The organism is Burkholderiaceae bacterium (assembly GCA_024235995.1).
Classification (GTDB): domain Bacteria; phylum Pseudomonadota; class Gammaproteobacteria; order Burkholderiales; family Burkholderiaceae_C; genus Ottowia.
The window spans coordinates 14,272-28,904 of sequence record JACKLI010000001.1; the positions used below are offsets into that span (position 1 = coordinate 14,272).

General features: G+C 69.8%; 14 protein-coding genes. 11 read left to right on the top strand and 3 right to left on the bottom strand.

What is annotated here, in order from left to right:
* Positions 1 to 174 precede the first annotated feature (174 nt).
* The 3 genes from H6927_00090 (at position 175) to H6927_00100 (ending at position 2,220) form a co-directional block, all read left to right on the top strand.
* Positions 175 to 1,068 (top strand): pirin family protein, encoded by an 894-nt coding sequence (locus H6927_00090; GenBank protein ID MCP5216511.1) that lies wholly within the window; start codon positions 175 to 177, stop codon positions 1,066 to 1,068.
* Positions 1,069 to 1,095: 27 nt separating this feature from the next.
* The gene (locus H6927_00095) at positions 1,096 to 1,563 is read left to right on the top strand and encodes a DUF2127 domain-containing protein (protein ID MCP5216512.1); all 468 of its coding nucleotides are present in this window, start codon (positions 1,096 to 1,098) and stop codon (positions 1,561 to 1,563) included.
* 78 nt (positions 1,564 to 1,641) lie between these two features.
* Positions 1,642 to 2,220 (top strand): C40 family peptidase, encoded by a 579-nt coding sequence (locus H6927_00100; GenBank protein MCP5216513.1) that lies wholly within the window; start codon positions 1,642 to 1,644, stop codon positions 2,218 to 2,220.
* Between the two features lie 43 nt (positions 2,221 to 2,263).
* On the opposite strand, the gene H6927_00105 is transcribed toward H6927_00100, so the two are convergent.
* Positions 2,264 to 3,463 (bottom strand): methionine adenosyltransferase, encoded by a 1,200-nt coding sequence (locus tag H6927_00105; protein MCP5216514.1) that lies wholly within the window; start codon positions 3,461 to 3,463, stop codon positions 2,264 to 2,266.
* 144 nt (positions 3,464 to 3,607) lie between these two features.
* Between H6927_00105 and H6927_00110 the strand changes: the two genes are divergently transcribed.
* Together H6927_00110 and H6927_00115 are read left to right on the top strand one after the other, a co-directional pair.
* A complete protein-coding gene (locus H6927_00110) occupies positions 3,608 to 4,441 on the top strand; it encodes a lysophospholipid acyltransferase family protein (protein ID MCP5216515.1) in 834 nt (277 codons plus the stop codon).
* A gap of 82 nt (positions 4,442 to 4,523) precedes the next feature.
* Positions 4,524 to 5,363, top strand: a complete 840-nt coding sequence (locus H6927_00115; protein ID MCP5216516.1) for a lipid A biosynthesis acyltransferase — start codon at positions 4,524 to 4,526, stop codon at positions 5,361 to 5,363.
* A 97-nt stretch (positions 5,364 to 5,460) separates the two neighbouring features.
* Here the strand turns inward: H6927_00115 and H6927_00120 are convergent, their stop codons facing one another.
* Both H6927_00120 and H6927_00125 read right to left on the bottom strand, forming a co-directional pair.
* A complete protein-coding gene (locus H6927_00120) occupies positions 5,461 to 6,372 on the bottom strand; it encodes an alpha/beta hydrolase (protein MCP5216517.1) in 912 nt (303 codons plus the stop codon).
* A complete protein-coding gene (locus tag H6927_00125) occupies positions 6,369 to 7,070 on the bottom strand; it encodes a YihA family ribosome biogenesis GTP-binding protein (protein MCP5216518.1) in 702 nt (233 codons plus the stop codon). The genes H6927_00120 and H6927_00125 overlap by 4 nt, the downstream gene beginning before the upstream one ends.
* A gap of 114 nt (positions 7,071 to 7,184) precedes the next feature.
* Between H6927_00125 and H6927_00130 the strand changes: the two genes are divergently transcribed.
* From H6927_00130 to mpl, 6 genes are all read left to right on the top strand, one after another.
* A complete protein-coding gene (locus H6927_00130) occupies positions 7,185 to 7,805 on the top strand; it encodes a cytochrome c4 (GenBank protein MCP5216519.1) in 621 nt (206 codons plus the stop codon).
* A 202-nt stretch (positions 7,806 to 8,007) separates the two neighbouring features.
* Complete coding sequence (locus H6927_00135) at positions 8,008 to 10,170, top strand: cytochrome c biogenesis protein ResB (GenBank protein MCP5216520.1); 2,163 nt, start codon at positions 8,008 to 8,010, stop codon at positions 10,168 to 10,170.
* Positions 10,167 to 11,504, top strand: a complete 1,338-nt coding sequence (gene ccsB, locus H6927_00140; GenBank protein ID MCP5216521.1) for a c-type cytochrome biogenesis protein CcsB — start codon at positions 10,167 to 10,169, stop codon at positions 11,502 to 11,504. The genes H6927_00135 and ccsB overlap by 4 nt, the downstream gene beginning before the upstream one ends.
* Before the next feature lie 46 nt (positions 11,505 to 11,550).
* Positions 11,551 to 12,519, top strand: a complete 969-nt coding sequence (msrP, locus tag H6927_00145; protein MCP5216522.1) for a protein-methionine-sulfoxide reductase catalytic subunit MsrP — start codon at positions 11,551 to 11,553, stop codon at positions 12,517 to 12,519.
* A 16-nt stretch (positions 12,520 to 12,535) separates the two neighbouring features.
* Positions 12,536 to 13,153 (top strand): sulfoxide reductase heme-binding subunit YedZ, encoded by a 618-nt coding sequence (locus H6927_00150; GenBank protein MCP5216523.1) that lies wholly within the window; start codon positions 12,536 to 12,538, stop codon positions 13,151 to 13,153.
* Between the two features lie 18 nt (positions 13,154 to 13,171).
* Positions 13,172 to 14,587 carry a UDP-N-acetylmuramate:L-alanyl-gamma-D-glutamyl-meso-diaminopimelate ligase gene (gene mpl, locus H6927_00155; GenBank protein ID MCP5216524.1) on the top strand — a complete coding sequence of 472 codons (1,416 nt, stop codon included), beginning with the start codon at positions 13,172 to 13,174 and terminating at the stop codon, positions 14,585 to 14,587.
* Positions 14,588 to 14,633 lie beyond the last annotated feature (46 nt).

The window sequence follows — 14,633 nt, forward strand, 5'->3', positions numbered from 1 at the left end:
CTGCGGCGTTGCCCGCGCTTGCAAGGCACGGGCCTTGCTGCGCGCGGGCGCCTTGCATCCAGCCCCTTGGCGAGGCAACGCGATCCCCTTTCATGGCGTCAACAGGCCCTAATCGGTTGGCGGGCGCAGCCCGCCCATCCGCGCTAAGCTGCCAGCCGACTGCCCGGAGCCTTCATGAACCAAGCCCTCGCCCCCGAGCGCTACCGCTCGCGCATCTCCATCGTCGGCGAAGACACCCGCGTGGCGCGGGCGCTGCCCCATCGCGCGCGCCGCACCGTGGGCGCCTGGTGCTTTCTGGACCACGCCGGCCCGGTGCAGTTCGCGCCCGGCAAGGGCATGCACGTGGGTGCGCACCCGCACATCGGGCTGCAGACCTTCACCTGGATGATCGAGGGCGAAGTGGTGCACCGCGACTCGCTGGGCAACGAGCAGGTCATCCGCCCCGGCCAGGTCAACCTGATGACGGCCGGGCGCGGCATCGCGCACACCGAGGACTCGGTGGTGGACGGCGCGCGCCTGCACGCGGCCCAGTTGTGGATTGCCCTGCCCGAGCACGAACGTCGGCGCGAACCGGCGTTTCAGAACCACCCCGATCTGCCGGTGGTCGACGTGGGCGGCTTTCGCGCCACCGTGCTGGCCGGCAGCGCGCTGGGCCAGACGGCCCCGGCGGTGGTCTACACGCCGCTGGTCGGCATCGACCTGACAGCCGCCGGCGCCGCTCGCGCCGAGCTGCCGCTGCAGGCCGACTTCGAATACGCCGCGCTGGTGCTGCGCGGCGCGGCCACCGTGGGCGGCGCGGCGCTGGCGCCCGGCGAGTGGCTTTACTTCGCGCCCGGCGGCGAGCAGCTTGCCGTGCGGTGCGACGCCGCCGCGCAGTTGCTGCTGCTGGGCGGTGTGCCCCTGGGCGAGGACGTCCTGATCTGGTGGAACTTCGTCGCCCGCACGCAGGACGAAATGCAGGCCGCGCTGGACGACTGGAACGCCGGCCGCTTTGCCCCCGTGCGCGCCGGCAGCCCGGCCGCAGCCCTGCAGGCGCCCACACTGCAAGGCACGCGCCTGCGCGGCTGAGCGGCGCCGCGCGCCATACTTGCGCGCATGACCGCCGCCTCGTCCCGCCTGCTCGAGCGCTCCGTCCACGCCGTCGCCATGCTCGAATGGCTCAAGGGCCTGGCCGCGCTGGCCCTGGCCTTCGGCTTCGACGCCTTGCAGCGCCACGGCCTGCACAAGCTGGCCCTGGCGCTGGTGGGCCACCTGCACCTGAACCCGCAGTCGCACTGGCCGGCGCTGATCGTCGGCTGGTCCGAGCACCTGCAGCAGGTGCACCCGGGGCAGGTGGTCTCGGTCGCGCTGGTCTACGCGGCCCTGCGCGGGGCCGAGGGCTGGGGCCTGTGGCACGACCGCGCCTGGGCCGAGTGGCTGGCGGCGCTCAGCACCGGCATCTACCTGCCCTTCGAGCTGGCGCACCTGCTGCACCGCCCCGGCCCCGCCGCCGCGCTGGTGCTGTTGCTGAACGTGGCGGTGCTGATGCTGATGGTGGCGCGCCTGCGCGCGCGGCGTGCGTGATTCAAACTCTGGACAAATCCAGTCTGCTATCTAGAATGTAGCTTGCCGCGCTTGTCGGATGCGCGCTGGAGCCCGAAAATGCCTCAAACCCAGGACGCCCCCACGGACCGGCGCGCCGCGCTGGCGCTGGCGCTGGCGCTGGCCACCGTGCTGGCCGGCTGCGCCAGCCCGCGCGCGCCCATCAGCACGAGCACCGGCATGGGCACGTCCGGACGGCGCGAGCCGCCCCTGCCCACGCCGGCCTCGGGCCCGCCGCTGGCGATCAACCCCGGCGAACGCGAGGCCGCCGTGGCGCAGGCCATGCTGCTGGTCAACACGCCCTACACCTACGGCGGCAACACGCCACGCGGCGGCTTCGACTGCAGCGGCCTGATCCAGTACGTTTTTGCGCAAATCACCGGCCACGCTCGGCGCCTGCCGCGCAGCACGGCGCAGTGGGCCGCCGTCAGCGTGCCGGTGGACGACGCACAGATGCAGCGCGGCGATCTGGTGTTCTTCAACACCAGCGGCGCGCCGTTCTCGCACATGGGCCTGTACGTGGGCGGCGAGCAGTTCGTGCACGCGCCCTCCACCGGCGGCACCGTGCGCAAGGTCAGCCTGGACAGCCGCTACTTCGCCGCGCGCTACCAAGGCGCCCGGCGCGTGTTTGCGGCGTAAAAAAACCGCAGGGGTCGCCTGCGGTTTTTGGGGTTTGCGGGCCCTAAGCCAGCGCCGGCTCCTTCAGCCCCGCCGCTGCACGCAGCGCGGCCGCCTTGTCGGTCTTTTCCCAGGTGAACTCGGGCTCGTCGCGGCCGAAGTGGCCGTAGGCGGCCGTCTTCTGATAGATCGGGCGCAGCAGGTCAAGCATCTGGATGATGCCCTTGGGACGCAGGTCGAAGTGCGCGCGCACCAGCTTGGCGATCTGCTCGTCGGGGATCACGCCCGTGCCTTCGGTGTAGACGGTGATGTTCATCGGCTCGGCCACGCCGATGGCGTAGGCCACCTGGATCTGGCACTGGCGCGCCAGGCCCGCGGCCACGATGTTCTTGGCCACGTAGCGCGCGGCGTAGGCGGCGCTGCGGTCCACCTTGGTCGGGTCCTTGCCGCTGAAGGCGCCGCCGCCGTGCGGGCAGGCGCCGCCGTAGGTGTCGACGATGATCTTGCGCCCGGTCAGGCCGCAGTCGCCCTGCGGGCCGCCCACCACGAAGCGGCCGGTGGGGTTGACCAGATAGCGCGTGCCCTTGAGCCACTCCTTGGGCAGCACCGGCTTGATGATTTCCTCCACCACCGCCTCGACGAAGCTGGCCTTCATCTTGGTGGCCGTCTCGCTCTGGTCGGGGCTGTGCTGGGTGGAGAGCACCACGGTGTCGATGCCGTGCGGCTTGCCGTCCACGTAGCGCATGGTCACCTGGCTCTTGGCGTCGGGGCGCAGAAAGGGCAGCGCCCCGCTCTTGCGCAGCTGCGCCTGGCGCTCGACCAGGCGGTGCGCGTAGTAGATGGGCGCGGGCATCAGCGTGTCGGTCTCGTCGCAGGCGTAGCCGAACATCAGGCCCTGGTCGCCCGCGCCGGTGTTCAGGTGGTCGTCTGACGCATGGTCCACGCCCTGCGCGATGTCGTTGCTCTGCTTGTCGTAGGCCACCAGCACCGCGCAGCCCTTGTAGTCGATGCCGTACTCGGTGTTGTCGTAGCCGATGCGCTGGATGGTGTCGCGCGCCACCTGGATGTAGTCCACGTGCGCGTTGGTGGTGATCTCGCCGGCCAGCACCACCAGGCCGGTGTTGGTCAGCGTCTCGGCGGCCACGCGCGAGCGCGGGTCCTGCGCGTAGATGGCGTCGAGAATGGCGTCGGAGATTTGGTCCGCCACCTTGTCCGGATGGCCCTCGGAGACGGACTCGGAGGTGAAGAGAAAGCTGTTGGCCAGATCCATTGAATAAACTCCTGCAGTTTGAACACTTGCGTTGCCAAACCGGTGGGAGCTCTGGCGAACGCTTTAGCAGACCTTGTTTAACGTCGCCCTGCAAGTAGTTCCATAACTCGGCGACCCACGCATTTTAGTCCTTTGCCCATGCTCACGTTGTATCGCCTTGCGTCCCGGTGGCCCTTGGGGCTGCTGCACGCCCTGGGCGCCGCGCTGGGCTGGCTGACCTGGCTGGCCTCGCCCACCTACCGGCGCCGCTTTGCCGAGAACTCGGCGCGCGCCGGCTACCGCCTGGCCCAGGTGCGCGCCGCCGTGGCCCACGCCGGGCGCATGGCGGCCGAGACGCCGCGCCTGTGGTTCGGCGCGCCGGTACCCGTGCAGTGGGACGGCGCCGAGCTGATCGAAGCGGCCTACGCCGCCGGCCGCGGCATCGTCTACCTCACCCCGCACATGGGCTGCTTCGAGATCACCGCCCAGGGCGCGGCCACGCGCTTCGGCGCCGCGCACGGGCCCATCACCGTGCTGTACCGGCCCGCGCGCCAGGCGGCGCTGGCCCAGGTGCTTGCAACGGCCCGCCAGCGCGAGGGCCTGCAGACCGCGCCCACCACCCTGGCCGGCGTGCGCCAGATGATCCGCGCGCTGCGCGCCGGTCAGGCCGTGGGCCTGCTGCCCGACCAGGTGCCGCCCGAGGGCCAGGGCCTGTGGACGCCGTTTTTCGGCCAGCCGGCCTACACCATGACCCTGGCCGCCCGCCTGCTGCAGCAGACCGGCGCCACGCCGCTCCTGGCCTGGGGCGAGCGCCTGCCGCGCGCACGCGGCTACTGCATCCACCTGCAGCCCTTTCCCGAGCCCCTGAGCAGCGATCTGCCAACCGCCGTTGGCCAGATCAACCGTGCCATGGAGCAGCTCATCGCCCAGTGCCCCGGGCAATACCTGTGGGGCTACGGGCGCTACAAGACACCGCGAAAGGCCACCCCATGAGCGCGCCGGGCCGCTCCCAAGCGCGAATCCCGCAGCGCATGGCGCGGAGGGTAGTCCAGTGACCGCCGCGCTGATGTTCTTCATGCGCCAGCTGGCGCGCCTGCCCCTGCCCGTGCTGCGCGCGCTGGGCGCCGGCGTGGGCCGGCTGCTGTATGCGCTGGCGCGCAAGCGCCGCCGCATCGCGCACGTCAACCTGCGCCTGTGCTATCCCGATTGGAGCGAGGCGCGCGTGCAGGCCGTGGCCCGGCGCAGCTTTGTGCTGTTCAGCCAGGCCTTCTTCGACCGCGCCTGGCTGTGGCACGCCCCGCCCGCCGTGGTGCGCCAGCGCCTGCGCATCACCGGCGCCACCGAAGACCTCACGCGCCCCGGCGCCGTGGTCATGTTCGCCCCACACTTCTACGGCATGGACGCCGGCGGCAGCGCCGTGATGGACCAGATCGAGCGGCCCGCCTGCACCATCTACTCCACCCAGAGCAACCCCGCCATCGACGCCTGGATGCGCGCCGGCCGCCTGCGCTTTGGCCAGGCCACGCTGCTGTCGCGCCAGGAGGGCCTCAAGCCCATCGTGCGCGCGCTGCGCGAGGGCAAGATGCTGTATTTGCTGCCCGACATGGACCTGGGCCCGCAGGAGTCGATCTTCGTGCCCTTCTTCGGCATCGCCACCGCCACCGTGCCCTCGCTGCCGCGCTTTGCCAAGCTGGGCGGCGCGCGCGTGGTGCCCGTGGTCACGCGCCTGACGCCCGAAGGCTACGAGGTGCGCGTGCACCCGGCCTGGCCCAACTACCCCGGCGACGACGTGAACGCCGACACCGCGCGCATGAACGCCGAGCTGCAGGCCTGGATCGACACCATGCCCGAGCAGTACTACTGGGTGCACAAGCGCTTCAAGACTCGGCCGCCGGGGGTGCCGTCGGTGTATTGAGCCGGGTGCCTGGCGCTCTTGAAGATGCGGCTGCCGGACGCGGCATCTTTGTATCAAAAGTGGTGCTTGCGCTTGATCGGTCCGCGCAAGCAGCTATTCATTTCGAAGCAAAAAAAGCCTCGATCTGGCCCGCCACCACCTCCGGCTGCTCGTGCACCACCCAGTGCGTGGCGCCCGGCAGGCGATGCAGCGTGAGCCGGGGCACGTACGCGTCCAGGCCGTCCAGCAGGCCCGGCAGCAGGGCCTTGTCCTCCATGGCCCACAGCACCAGGGTCGGCACGTCCACCCGCACCCGCTCGGGCGGCGGCACCGGGATGGCGTCCGCGGCCTGCCCGGGCAGCGGCGGCTTGAGCGGGGTGACGCGGTACAGGTTGCAGCCGCCCGTGAGGCCTTGGTCCCACACGTCGCGGTACTGCTGGCGCACGGCCTCGGTCAGCCAGCCGTGGCCCTCGGCGCCCACGCCCATGGTGGTGAAGAAGGGCCACAGGCGGCGGTAGTCGTCGGCGGCCAGCAGGGCCTCGGCGTCGGGGCGCGCCAGGAAATGCATGTAGGCGCTGGCCTGCTGCTGCGCCGGGTTGTTTTTCAGCTCGCGCGCGAAGGTGCCGGGGTGCGGCGAGTTGATGATGACCAGGCGCTCGATGCGATCGGCATGCGCGTGCGCGGCGCCCCAGGCGAAGGCGCCGCCCCAGTCGTGCGCGACCAGGGTGTGGATGCGGCCGTCCACGCCTTCCTGCGCGGCCAGCGCCATGATGTCCTGCACCATCGGCGCGGGCTTGTAGGCGGCGGCCTCGGCCGGGGCGCTGGACTTTTCAAAGCCGCGCAGGTTGGGCGCCACGCAGCGAAAGCCGCCATGCTCGGGCTGGGCGAAGCGCTGCATCAGCGCGTCCCACACGAAGGCGCCTTCCGGAAAGCCGTGCAGAAACAGCATCAGCGGCCGCCCACGCGCGCCGGCGGCGCGGCAGCTCAGCGTGATGCCGTGCGGCAGCGTGGCATCGAAGGTTTCGATCATGCGGGCTCCTCGGCGGGTTCGGCCTGCGGTGGCGGCGCATCGACCAAGGCGCGCAGCCACAGCGCCGCCGGCTCCACGCCCTGGCGCTTGAGGGCCGAAAACAGCATCACCTCGCCGCCGCCGGCCTGCAGCCGCGCGATCGACAAGGCCTTGGCCTGCTCGGCGCGCGTGAGCTTGTCGGCCTTGGTCAGCAGTACCAAGAACTTCAGCCCCTGCTCCACCCGCGGGCGGATCACGTCCAGCAGCGCCTCGTCCAGCTCCTTCAGGCCATGGCGCGGGTCGCACATCAGCACCACCGCGCGCAGGTTGGCGCGCGAGACCAGGTAGTTGGCCATCACGCGCTGCCAGCGCAGCTTGTCGGCCAGCGGCACGGCGGCGTAGCCGTAGCCGGGCAGGTCGGCCAGCACGGCGTCGGTCTGGCCCTGGCGCCCCAGGGCGAACAGGTTGATGTGCTGGGTGCGCCCGGGCTTGCGCGAGGCAAAGGCCAGCTGCGTCTGCTGCGTGAGCGTGTTGATGGCGGTGGACTTGCCGGCATTGGAGCGCCCGACGAAGGCGATCTCGGGCGTGTCCAGCGCGGGCAGCTGGTCGAGCTGCGCGGCGGTGGTCAGAAAGCGCGCGGTGTGCAGCCAGCCCAGCGCCTGCCGGGCGGCGGGCTCCATGCCGGGGCTGGGACAGGAAGGAGCGGGGCGAGGTGGCATGCGGCGGGCAAAGGGTCGAACCCCTTGCCGCGATTGGGGCGTTGGGGCCGGCCATTGTAGAATCACGAGGCTAAACGTCCTCCGTCCCCCTTCATTCAAAGAAGACGATCGCTCATGAAGTCGCTTGCTGCCTTTCTGATCACCGCCGTGCTGGCCATGTCCGCCTCGGCCGCCGATGCGCCCGCCGCCCCCGCCAAGCCCGACCTGGCCAAGGGCAGCGCCAGCTACGGCACGGTGTGCGCCGCCTGCCACGGCGCAGACGGCAACTCCAGCGTGCCGCTGCAGCCCACGCTGGCCCAGCAACACCCCGAGTACCTGGTCAAGCAGTTGCTGGAGTTCAAGAGCGGCGTGCGCAAGGACCCCATCATGGTGGGCTTTGCCGGCATGCTGAGCGAACAGGACGCGCGCAACATCGCCGCGTGGCTGGCCACGCAGAAGGAAAAGCCCGGCTTCGCCAAGGAAAAGGACCTGGTGATGCTGGGCGAGAAAATCTTCCGCGGCGGCATGCAGGACCGGCACATTCCGGCCTGCGCCGGCTGCCACAGCCCCAACGGGGCGGGCATTCCGTCGCAGTACCCGCGCCTGTCGGGCCAGCACGCCGAGTACACGGCCAAGCAGCTGGCCGCCTTCCGCGATGGCAGTCGCGGCAACAGCATCCCGATGCACGACATCTCGCGCTACCTGACGGACCAGGAGATCAAGGCGGTGTCGGACTACATCGCCGGCCTGCGCTGAGGCGCGGAACACCGGCGCCCTGGCGCCGGCGTGCTCGACGGCAACCGCGCCCGGCATCGCTTGGCGCGGTTTGTTTTTTGCGGTCTCACTGCCAGGAAGCCGCGGGTATGAATGAACTAAGGCGGCGGCCGGAACCTCGGCGGCCGCTGGCGGCTCCAAGGCTTTGGCCGTGGCGCTGGCACACGGCAGGCATTGCGCACACATGACGGCATCGGCAGACATCCACGGTTACACCCCACGGCGCGGCTCGCCCGCCTTGCGCCAGGCGGTCGAGTTGCTGTCCTCGATGCGCTTTGCCATCGCGCTGCTCACCGTCATCTGCATCGCCTCGGTGATCGGCACCGTGCTCAAGCAGCATGAGCCGGCCGCCAACTACGTCAACCAGTTCGGGCCGTTCTGGGCCGATCTGTTCCTCCGGCTCAAGCTCAACGCCGTCTACAGCGCCTGGTGGTTCCTGCTGATCCTGGCCTTCCTGGTCACCAGCACCTCGCTGTGCATCGCGCGCAACACGCCCAAGTACCTGGCGGACATGCGCACCTACAAGGAAAACATCCGCGAGCAAAGCCTGAAGGCCTTCCACCACAAGGCCGAGGGCGACGTGGCCGGCGAAGGCCCCGCCGCCAGCGCCCGGCGCATCGGCCAGCAACTGGCCGCCGGCGGCTGGAAGGTGCGCCTGCAGGAGCGCCCGCGCGAGGGCGGCGCCGGCTGGATGGTGGCGGCCAAGAAGGGCACGGCCAACAAGATCGGCTACATCGCCGCGCACAGCGCCATCGTGCTGGTGTGCCTGGGCGGGCTGCTGGACGGCGACCTGTTCGTGCGCGCCATGACCTGGATGGGCGGCAAGTCGGTGTATGCGGGCGGCGGCATGATCGCCGACGTCAAGCCCGAGCACCGGCTGAGCTCGGCCAACCCCACCTTCCGCGGCAACCTGGTGGTGTCCGAGGGCTCGCAGTCCAGCACCGCCATCCTCAGCCAGTCCGACGGCATCCTGCTGCAGGAGCTGCCGTTCGCGGTCGAGCTCAAGAAGTTCACCGTCGACTACTACTCCACCGGCATGCCCAAGCTGTTCGCCAGCGACATCGTGATCCACGATTTCGCCACCGGCGAGAAGCACCCCACGCGCGTGGAGGTCAACCACCCGGTCAGCTACAAGGGCATCCAGATCTACCAGAGCAGCTTCGACGACGGCGGCTCGCACGTCACGCTGCGCGCGCTGCCGATGAACGGCAGCACCAAGAGCTTCACCGTCGAGGGCACCATCGGCGGCTCCTCGCCCATCACCAACGGCAAGGACAAGATGACGCTGGAATACACCGGCCTGCGCGTCATCAACGTCGAAAACCTGTCGGACGCCACCGCCGGCAGCGCCACCGACGTGCGCCGCGTCGACCTGGGCCATGCGCTGAGCCAGCGCCTGGGCGCCGCCGACAAGAGCAGCACCGAGCGCAACCTGAAGAACGTCGGCCCCAGCATTTCGTACAAGCTGCGCGATGCCTCGGGCCAGGCGCGCGAGTACAACAACTACATGCGCCCCATCGACATGGGCGATGGCGTGCCGGTGTTCCTGCTGGGCGTGCGCGACAGCGGCGCCGAGTCCTTCCGCTACCTGCGCGTGCCGGCCGACGACCAGGACTCGATGGACGGCTTCATCCACCTGCTGGCGGCCCTGCACGACCCGGCCGAGCGCGCGCGCGCCGTGCAGCGCTACGTGGCCAAGGTGGTCGATCCCAAGCGCCCCGAGCTGGCCGAGCAGCTGGCGGTGTCGGCCACGCGCGCGCTGGACCTGTTCGCCGGCGCCGGCCACGACGCCAGCACCGGCGGCGCGCCCCTGGCGGGCCTGCCGGCGGTGTCCAACTTCATCGAGACCGCGGTGCCGCCGGGCGAGCGCGAGCGCGCGGCCGAGGTGCTGTTGCGCATCCTGAACGGCAGCCTGTTCGAGCTGGACGCGCTGGCGCGCGAGACCCACGGCCGCAAGCCTTTGAGCGAGGCCGACGACAGCACCCGCCAGTTCATGACGCAGGCCGTGCTGGCGCTGTCGGACGCGCCGCTGTACCCCTCGCCGCTGGTGTTCGAGCTCGACGCCTTCACCCCGGTGCAGGCCAGCGTGTTCCAGGTGGCGCGCGCCCCCGGCAAGAACGTGGTCTATCTGGGCTGCGCCTTGCTGATCCTGGGCGTCTTTGCCATGCTCTACATCCGCGAGCGGCGCCTGTGGGTGTGGCTCACGCCCGGCGATGCCGGCGGCAGCCACGCCATGATGGCGCTGTCGTCCAACCGCAAGACACTGGAAGCCGATCGCGAATTCGAACAACTGCGGCACCAGTTGCTGGCCGCACCCGCCGCCACCGAAGGGGACCTGAAGCCATGAACACCACCACCCTGACCGCCTCCGGCCCGCTGGCCTTGAGCGAAGGCTATTTTTCGCGCCGCACCTGGGGCGACTGGCTGTTTGCCCTGCTGGCCGTGGCCGGCGCGGTGTTCGCCTTCCAGCGCTACCACGGCGCGATGGACGTGTACGACAAGGGCATCCTGGTGGCCACGGTGCCGGCGGCGATCTGGCTGGCCTGGCTGTGGCGCCCGCTGCGCACCCTGATGCTGGTGGTCACCGCGCTGTCGCTGCTGGCCATCGTCTCCTACGACGGCGACCTGCGCCGCGGCGACACGGTGTTCTGGCTCAAGTACTTCCTGTCCAGCCAGTCGGCCATCCTGTGGATGAGCATGCTGTTCTTCATAAGCACGGCCTTCTACTGGATCGGCATGTTCGCGCGCGGGCCCGCCGCCGCGCTGGAGGGCCTGGGCAGCAAGCTGGCCTGGGTGGCCGTCACGCTGGCGCTGGTGGGCACCATGGTGCGCTGGTACGAGGGCTACCAGATCGGGGCCGACATCGGCCACATCCCGGTCAGCAACCTGTATGAGGTGTTCGTGCTGTTCTCGTGGATCACGGCGCTGTTCTACCTGTACTACGAGGCGCAGTACAAGACCCGCGCCATGGGTGCCTTCGTGATGCTGGTGGTGAGCGCGGCCGTCGGCTTCCTGCTGTGGTACACGCTGGTGCGCGACGCGCAGGCGATCCAGCCCCTGATCCCGGCCCTGAAGAGCTGGTGGATGAAGCTGCACGTGCCGGCCAACTTCATCGGCTACGGCTCGTTCGCGCTGGCGGCCATGATCGCGTTCGCCCACCTCATCAAGCAGCAGGCCGCCGAGACGCGCTGGCACAAGCTGGCGCCCATCTGGCTGCTGGGCATCGCGCTGTGCTTCGTGCCCATTGCCTTTCGCCAGCGCGGCGTGGGCGAGGCCGGCGGCAGCTACTGGGTGGGCTACGCCATCATCGCCGCGCTGATCGTGGGTGGCATCCTGCTGGGGCGCAAGCGCATCAGCGAGCGCCTGCCCAGCCTGGAGGTGCTGGACGACGTGATGTACAAATCCATCGCGGTGGGCTTTGCCTTCTTCACCATCGCCACCGTGCTGGGCGCGCTGTGGGCCGCCGAGGCCTGGGGCGGCTACTGGAGCTGGGACCCGAAGGAGACCTGGGCCCTGATCGTGTGGCTGAACTACGCCGCCTGGCTGCACATGCGCCTGATGAAGGGCCTGCGCGGCACCGTGGCCTCGTGGTGGGCGCTGAGCGGCCTGGCCGTCACCACCTTCGCCTTCATCGGCGTCAACATGTTCCTGTCGGGCCTGCACAGCTACGGTTCGCTGTAACCCCAAGGGTCGGCGGGCCGAATTAGGGGCTGAAAAGGAGTTCGCCATGCCCATCCTCGTGCGCAAAACCAGCGCCCACCAGCCACTGCCCAGCGAAATCACTCCCCAGACGGTTTATCAGGACCGGCGCACCCTGCTCAAGGCCCTGGCCCTGGGCGCCGCCGGCAGCGCGCTGGCCGGCTGGGCCGCGCGCGATGCGCGCGCCGCCCTGAGCGCCGCCCGCTCCCCGGTGGCCGGTGCCGTGACGATGGAAAAAACCACGCCGCAAAAAGACGCCACCAGCTACAACAATTTCTACGAATTCGGCACCGACAAAAGCGATCCGGCGCATGCCGCCGCCGCGCTCAAGATCGACCCCTGGTCGGTCGAAATCGAAGGCCTGGTGAGCAAGCCCGGCCGCATCGCGCTGGAAGACCTGCGCAAGCTCAGCCCGCTGGAAGAGCGCATCTACCGCCTGCGCTGCGTGGAGGGCTGGTCAATGGTGATCCCCTGGATCGGCTATTCACTGTCGGCCCTGATCCAGCACGTGCAGCCGCTGGGCAGCGTCAAGTACGTCGAGTTTGTCACCCTGGCCGACCCCAAGCAGATGCCCGGCGTGCGCTCGGGCGTGCTGGACTGGCCCTACACCGAAGGCCTGCGCATGGACGAGGCGCTGCACCCGCTCACGCTGCTGACCTTCGGCATGTACGGCGACGCGCTGCCGCGGCAAAACGGCGCGCCGGTGCGTGTGGTGGTGCCCTGGAAGTACGGCTTCAAGTCCGCCAAGTCCATCGTCAAGATCCGCTTTGTCGAAAAACAGCCCGGCACCGCCTGGAACAAGGCCGCCGCCAACGAGTACGGCTTTTATTCCAACGTCAACCCCAACGTCGATCACCCGCGCTGGAGCCAGGCCACCGAGCGGCGCATCGGCGAGGACGGCCTGTTTGCCAAGCGCCGCAAGACGCTGCTGTTCAACGGCTACGAGGCCGAGGTCGGCCAGCTCTACGCCGGCATGGACCTGAAGAAATACTTTTGAGCGCGACGTGAAATCCGTGCGCGCACTGCTGCTGCACCCGGCCGCCAAGCCGGTCGTCCTCGCGCTGTGCCTGCTGCCCCTGGCGTGGCTGGTGTACGGCGCGGCGTCCGACCAGCTGGGCGCCAACCCGGCCGAGGCGCTGATCCGCTCCTGCGGCGACTGGACGCTGCGCTTCCTGTGCCTCACGCTCGCCATCACGCCGCTGCGCATCCGCACCCGGACGCCGCAACTGGCGCACTTTCGGCGCATGCTGGGCCTGTTCACCTTCTTCTACGCCTGCTGCCATCTGCTGGCCTACGCCTGGCTGGACATGGGGCTGGATGCGGCCGACATCGGCCGCGACATCCTCAAGCGCCCGTTCATCCTGGTGGGCTTTGCGTGCTGGCTGCTGCTGCTGCCGCTGGCGCTCACCTCGTTCAACCGCGCCGTGCGCTGGCTGGGCGGGCGCCAGTGGCAGGCGCTGCACCGGCTGGTGTACCTGATCGCGGGCCTGGCGCTGCTGCACTTCTTCTGGATGCGCGCCGGCAAGAACGACTTTGCCGAAGTGCAGGTCTACGCCATGATCATCGGCGCGCTGCTGCTGGAGCGCCTGCTGCGTTATTTCACGCCACGTCCCCGTCTGAGCGCGCGCTGATCTCTAGAATCGGCCGCCATGCACATTCACATCCTGGGCATTTGCGGCACCTTCATGGGTGGGCTGGCGGCGCTGGCGCGCGAAGCCGGCCACACCGTCACCGGCTGCGACGCGGGCGTTTACCCGCCCATGAGCGACCAGTTGCGCGCGCTGGGCATCGAACTGATCGAAGGCTATGGCGTCGACCAGCTGGCGCTGAAACCCGACGTCTTCGTGGTCGGCAACGTGGTCTCGCGCGCACGCCTGGCCGACGGCACGCCCAAGTTTCCGCTGATGGAAGCCATCCTGGATGCCGGCGCGCCCTACACCAGCGGCCCGCAGTGGCTGGCCGAGCACGTGCTGGCCGGCCGCCACGTGCTAGCCGTGGCGGGCACGCACGGCAAGACGACCACCACCTCGATGCTGGCCTGGGTGCTGGAGAGCGTGGGCCAAACGCCCGGCTTCCTGGTGGGTGGCGTGCCGCTCAACTTCGGCATCTCGGCGCGCCTGGGCGCCCTGGCCCAAGGGCAAGCGCGCCCGCTCTTCGTCATCGAAGCGGACGAGTACGACACGGCATTTTTCGACAAGCGCAGCAAGTTCGTGCACTACCGCCCACGCACCGCGGTGCTGAACAACCTGGAGTTCGACCACGCCGACATCTTCGACGACCTGGGCCAGATCGAGCGCCAGTTCCACCACCTGCTGCGCACGGTACCGGCCAGCGGACGCGTGGTGGTCAACGACCTGGAAGAAAGCCTCGCCCGCGTGCTGGCGCAAGGCTGCTGGAGCGAGCGGCGCGGCTTTGGCAGCGCGGTGAGCGATTTCAGCGCGCGGGGCGAGGCTGGCGACTTCGAGGTGCTGCGGGGCGGGCGCAGTGTCGGGCGCGTGCATTGGGCGCTGTCGGGCACGCACAACCAGCTCAACGCGCTGGCCGCCATCTCGGCCGCCGAGCACGTGGGCGTGGCGCCGGCCCAGGCCTGCGCCGCGTTGGCCCGCTTCGAGAACGTGCGGCGGCGCATGGAAGTGCGCGGCACGGTGGCGCGCGGCGGTGGCATGGTCACCGTGTACGACGACTTCGCCCACCACCCGACGGCCATGCGCACCACCGTCGACGGCCTGCGCCGGCAACTCGACGCCGCGGGCCGGCGCACCGACCGCATCCTGGCCGTGTTCGAGCCGCGCAGCAACACCATGAAGCTGGGCACCATGAAGAGCCAGCTGCCCTGGGCGCTGGAGCACGCCGACGGGGCCTTTTGCCACACCGGCGGCTTGGACTGGGACGCCGCCGCCGCGCTGGCGCCGCTGGGCGAGCGCGCCCAGCTGGCCGCCAGCATCGACGCCCTGGTGGCCCAGGTCGACGCGGCGGCGCAGCCCGGCGATCACGTGCTGTGCATGAGCAACGGCGGCTTTGGCGGGGTGCACGCCAAGCTGCTGCAAAAACTATCGAATCGATAGCTTCTTGCGCCCAATGGACGCGGGCCAGCGCTCGATTTGATCTGAA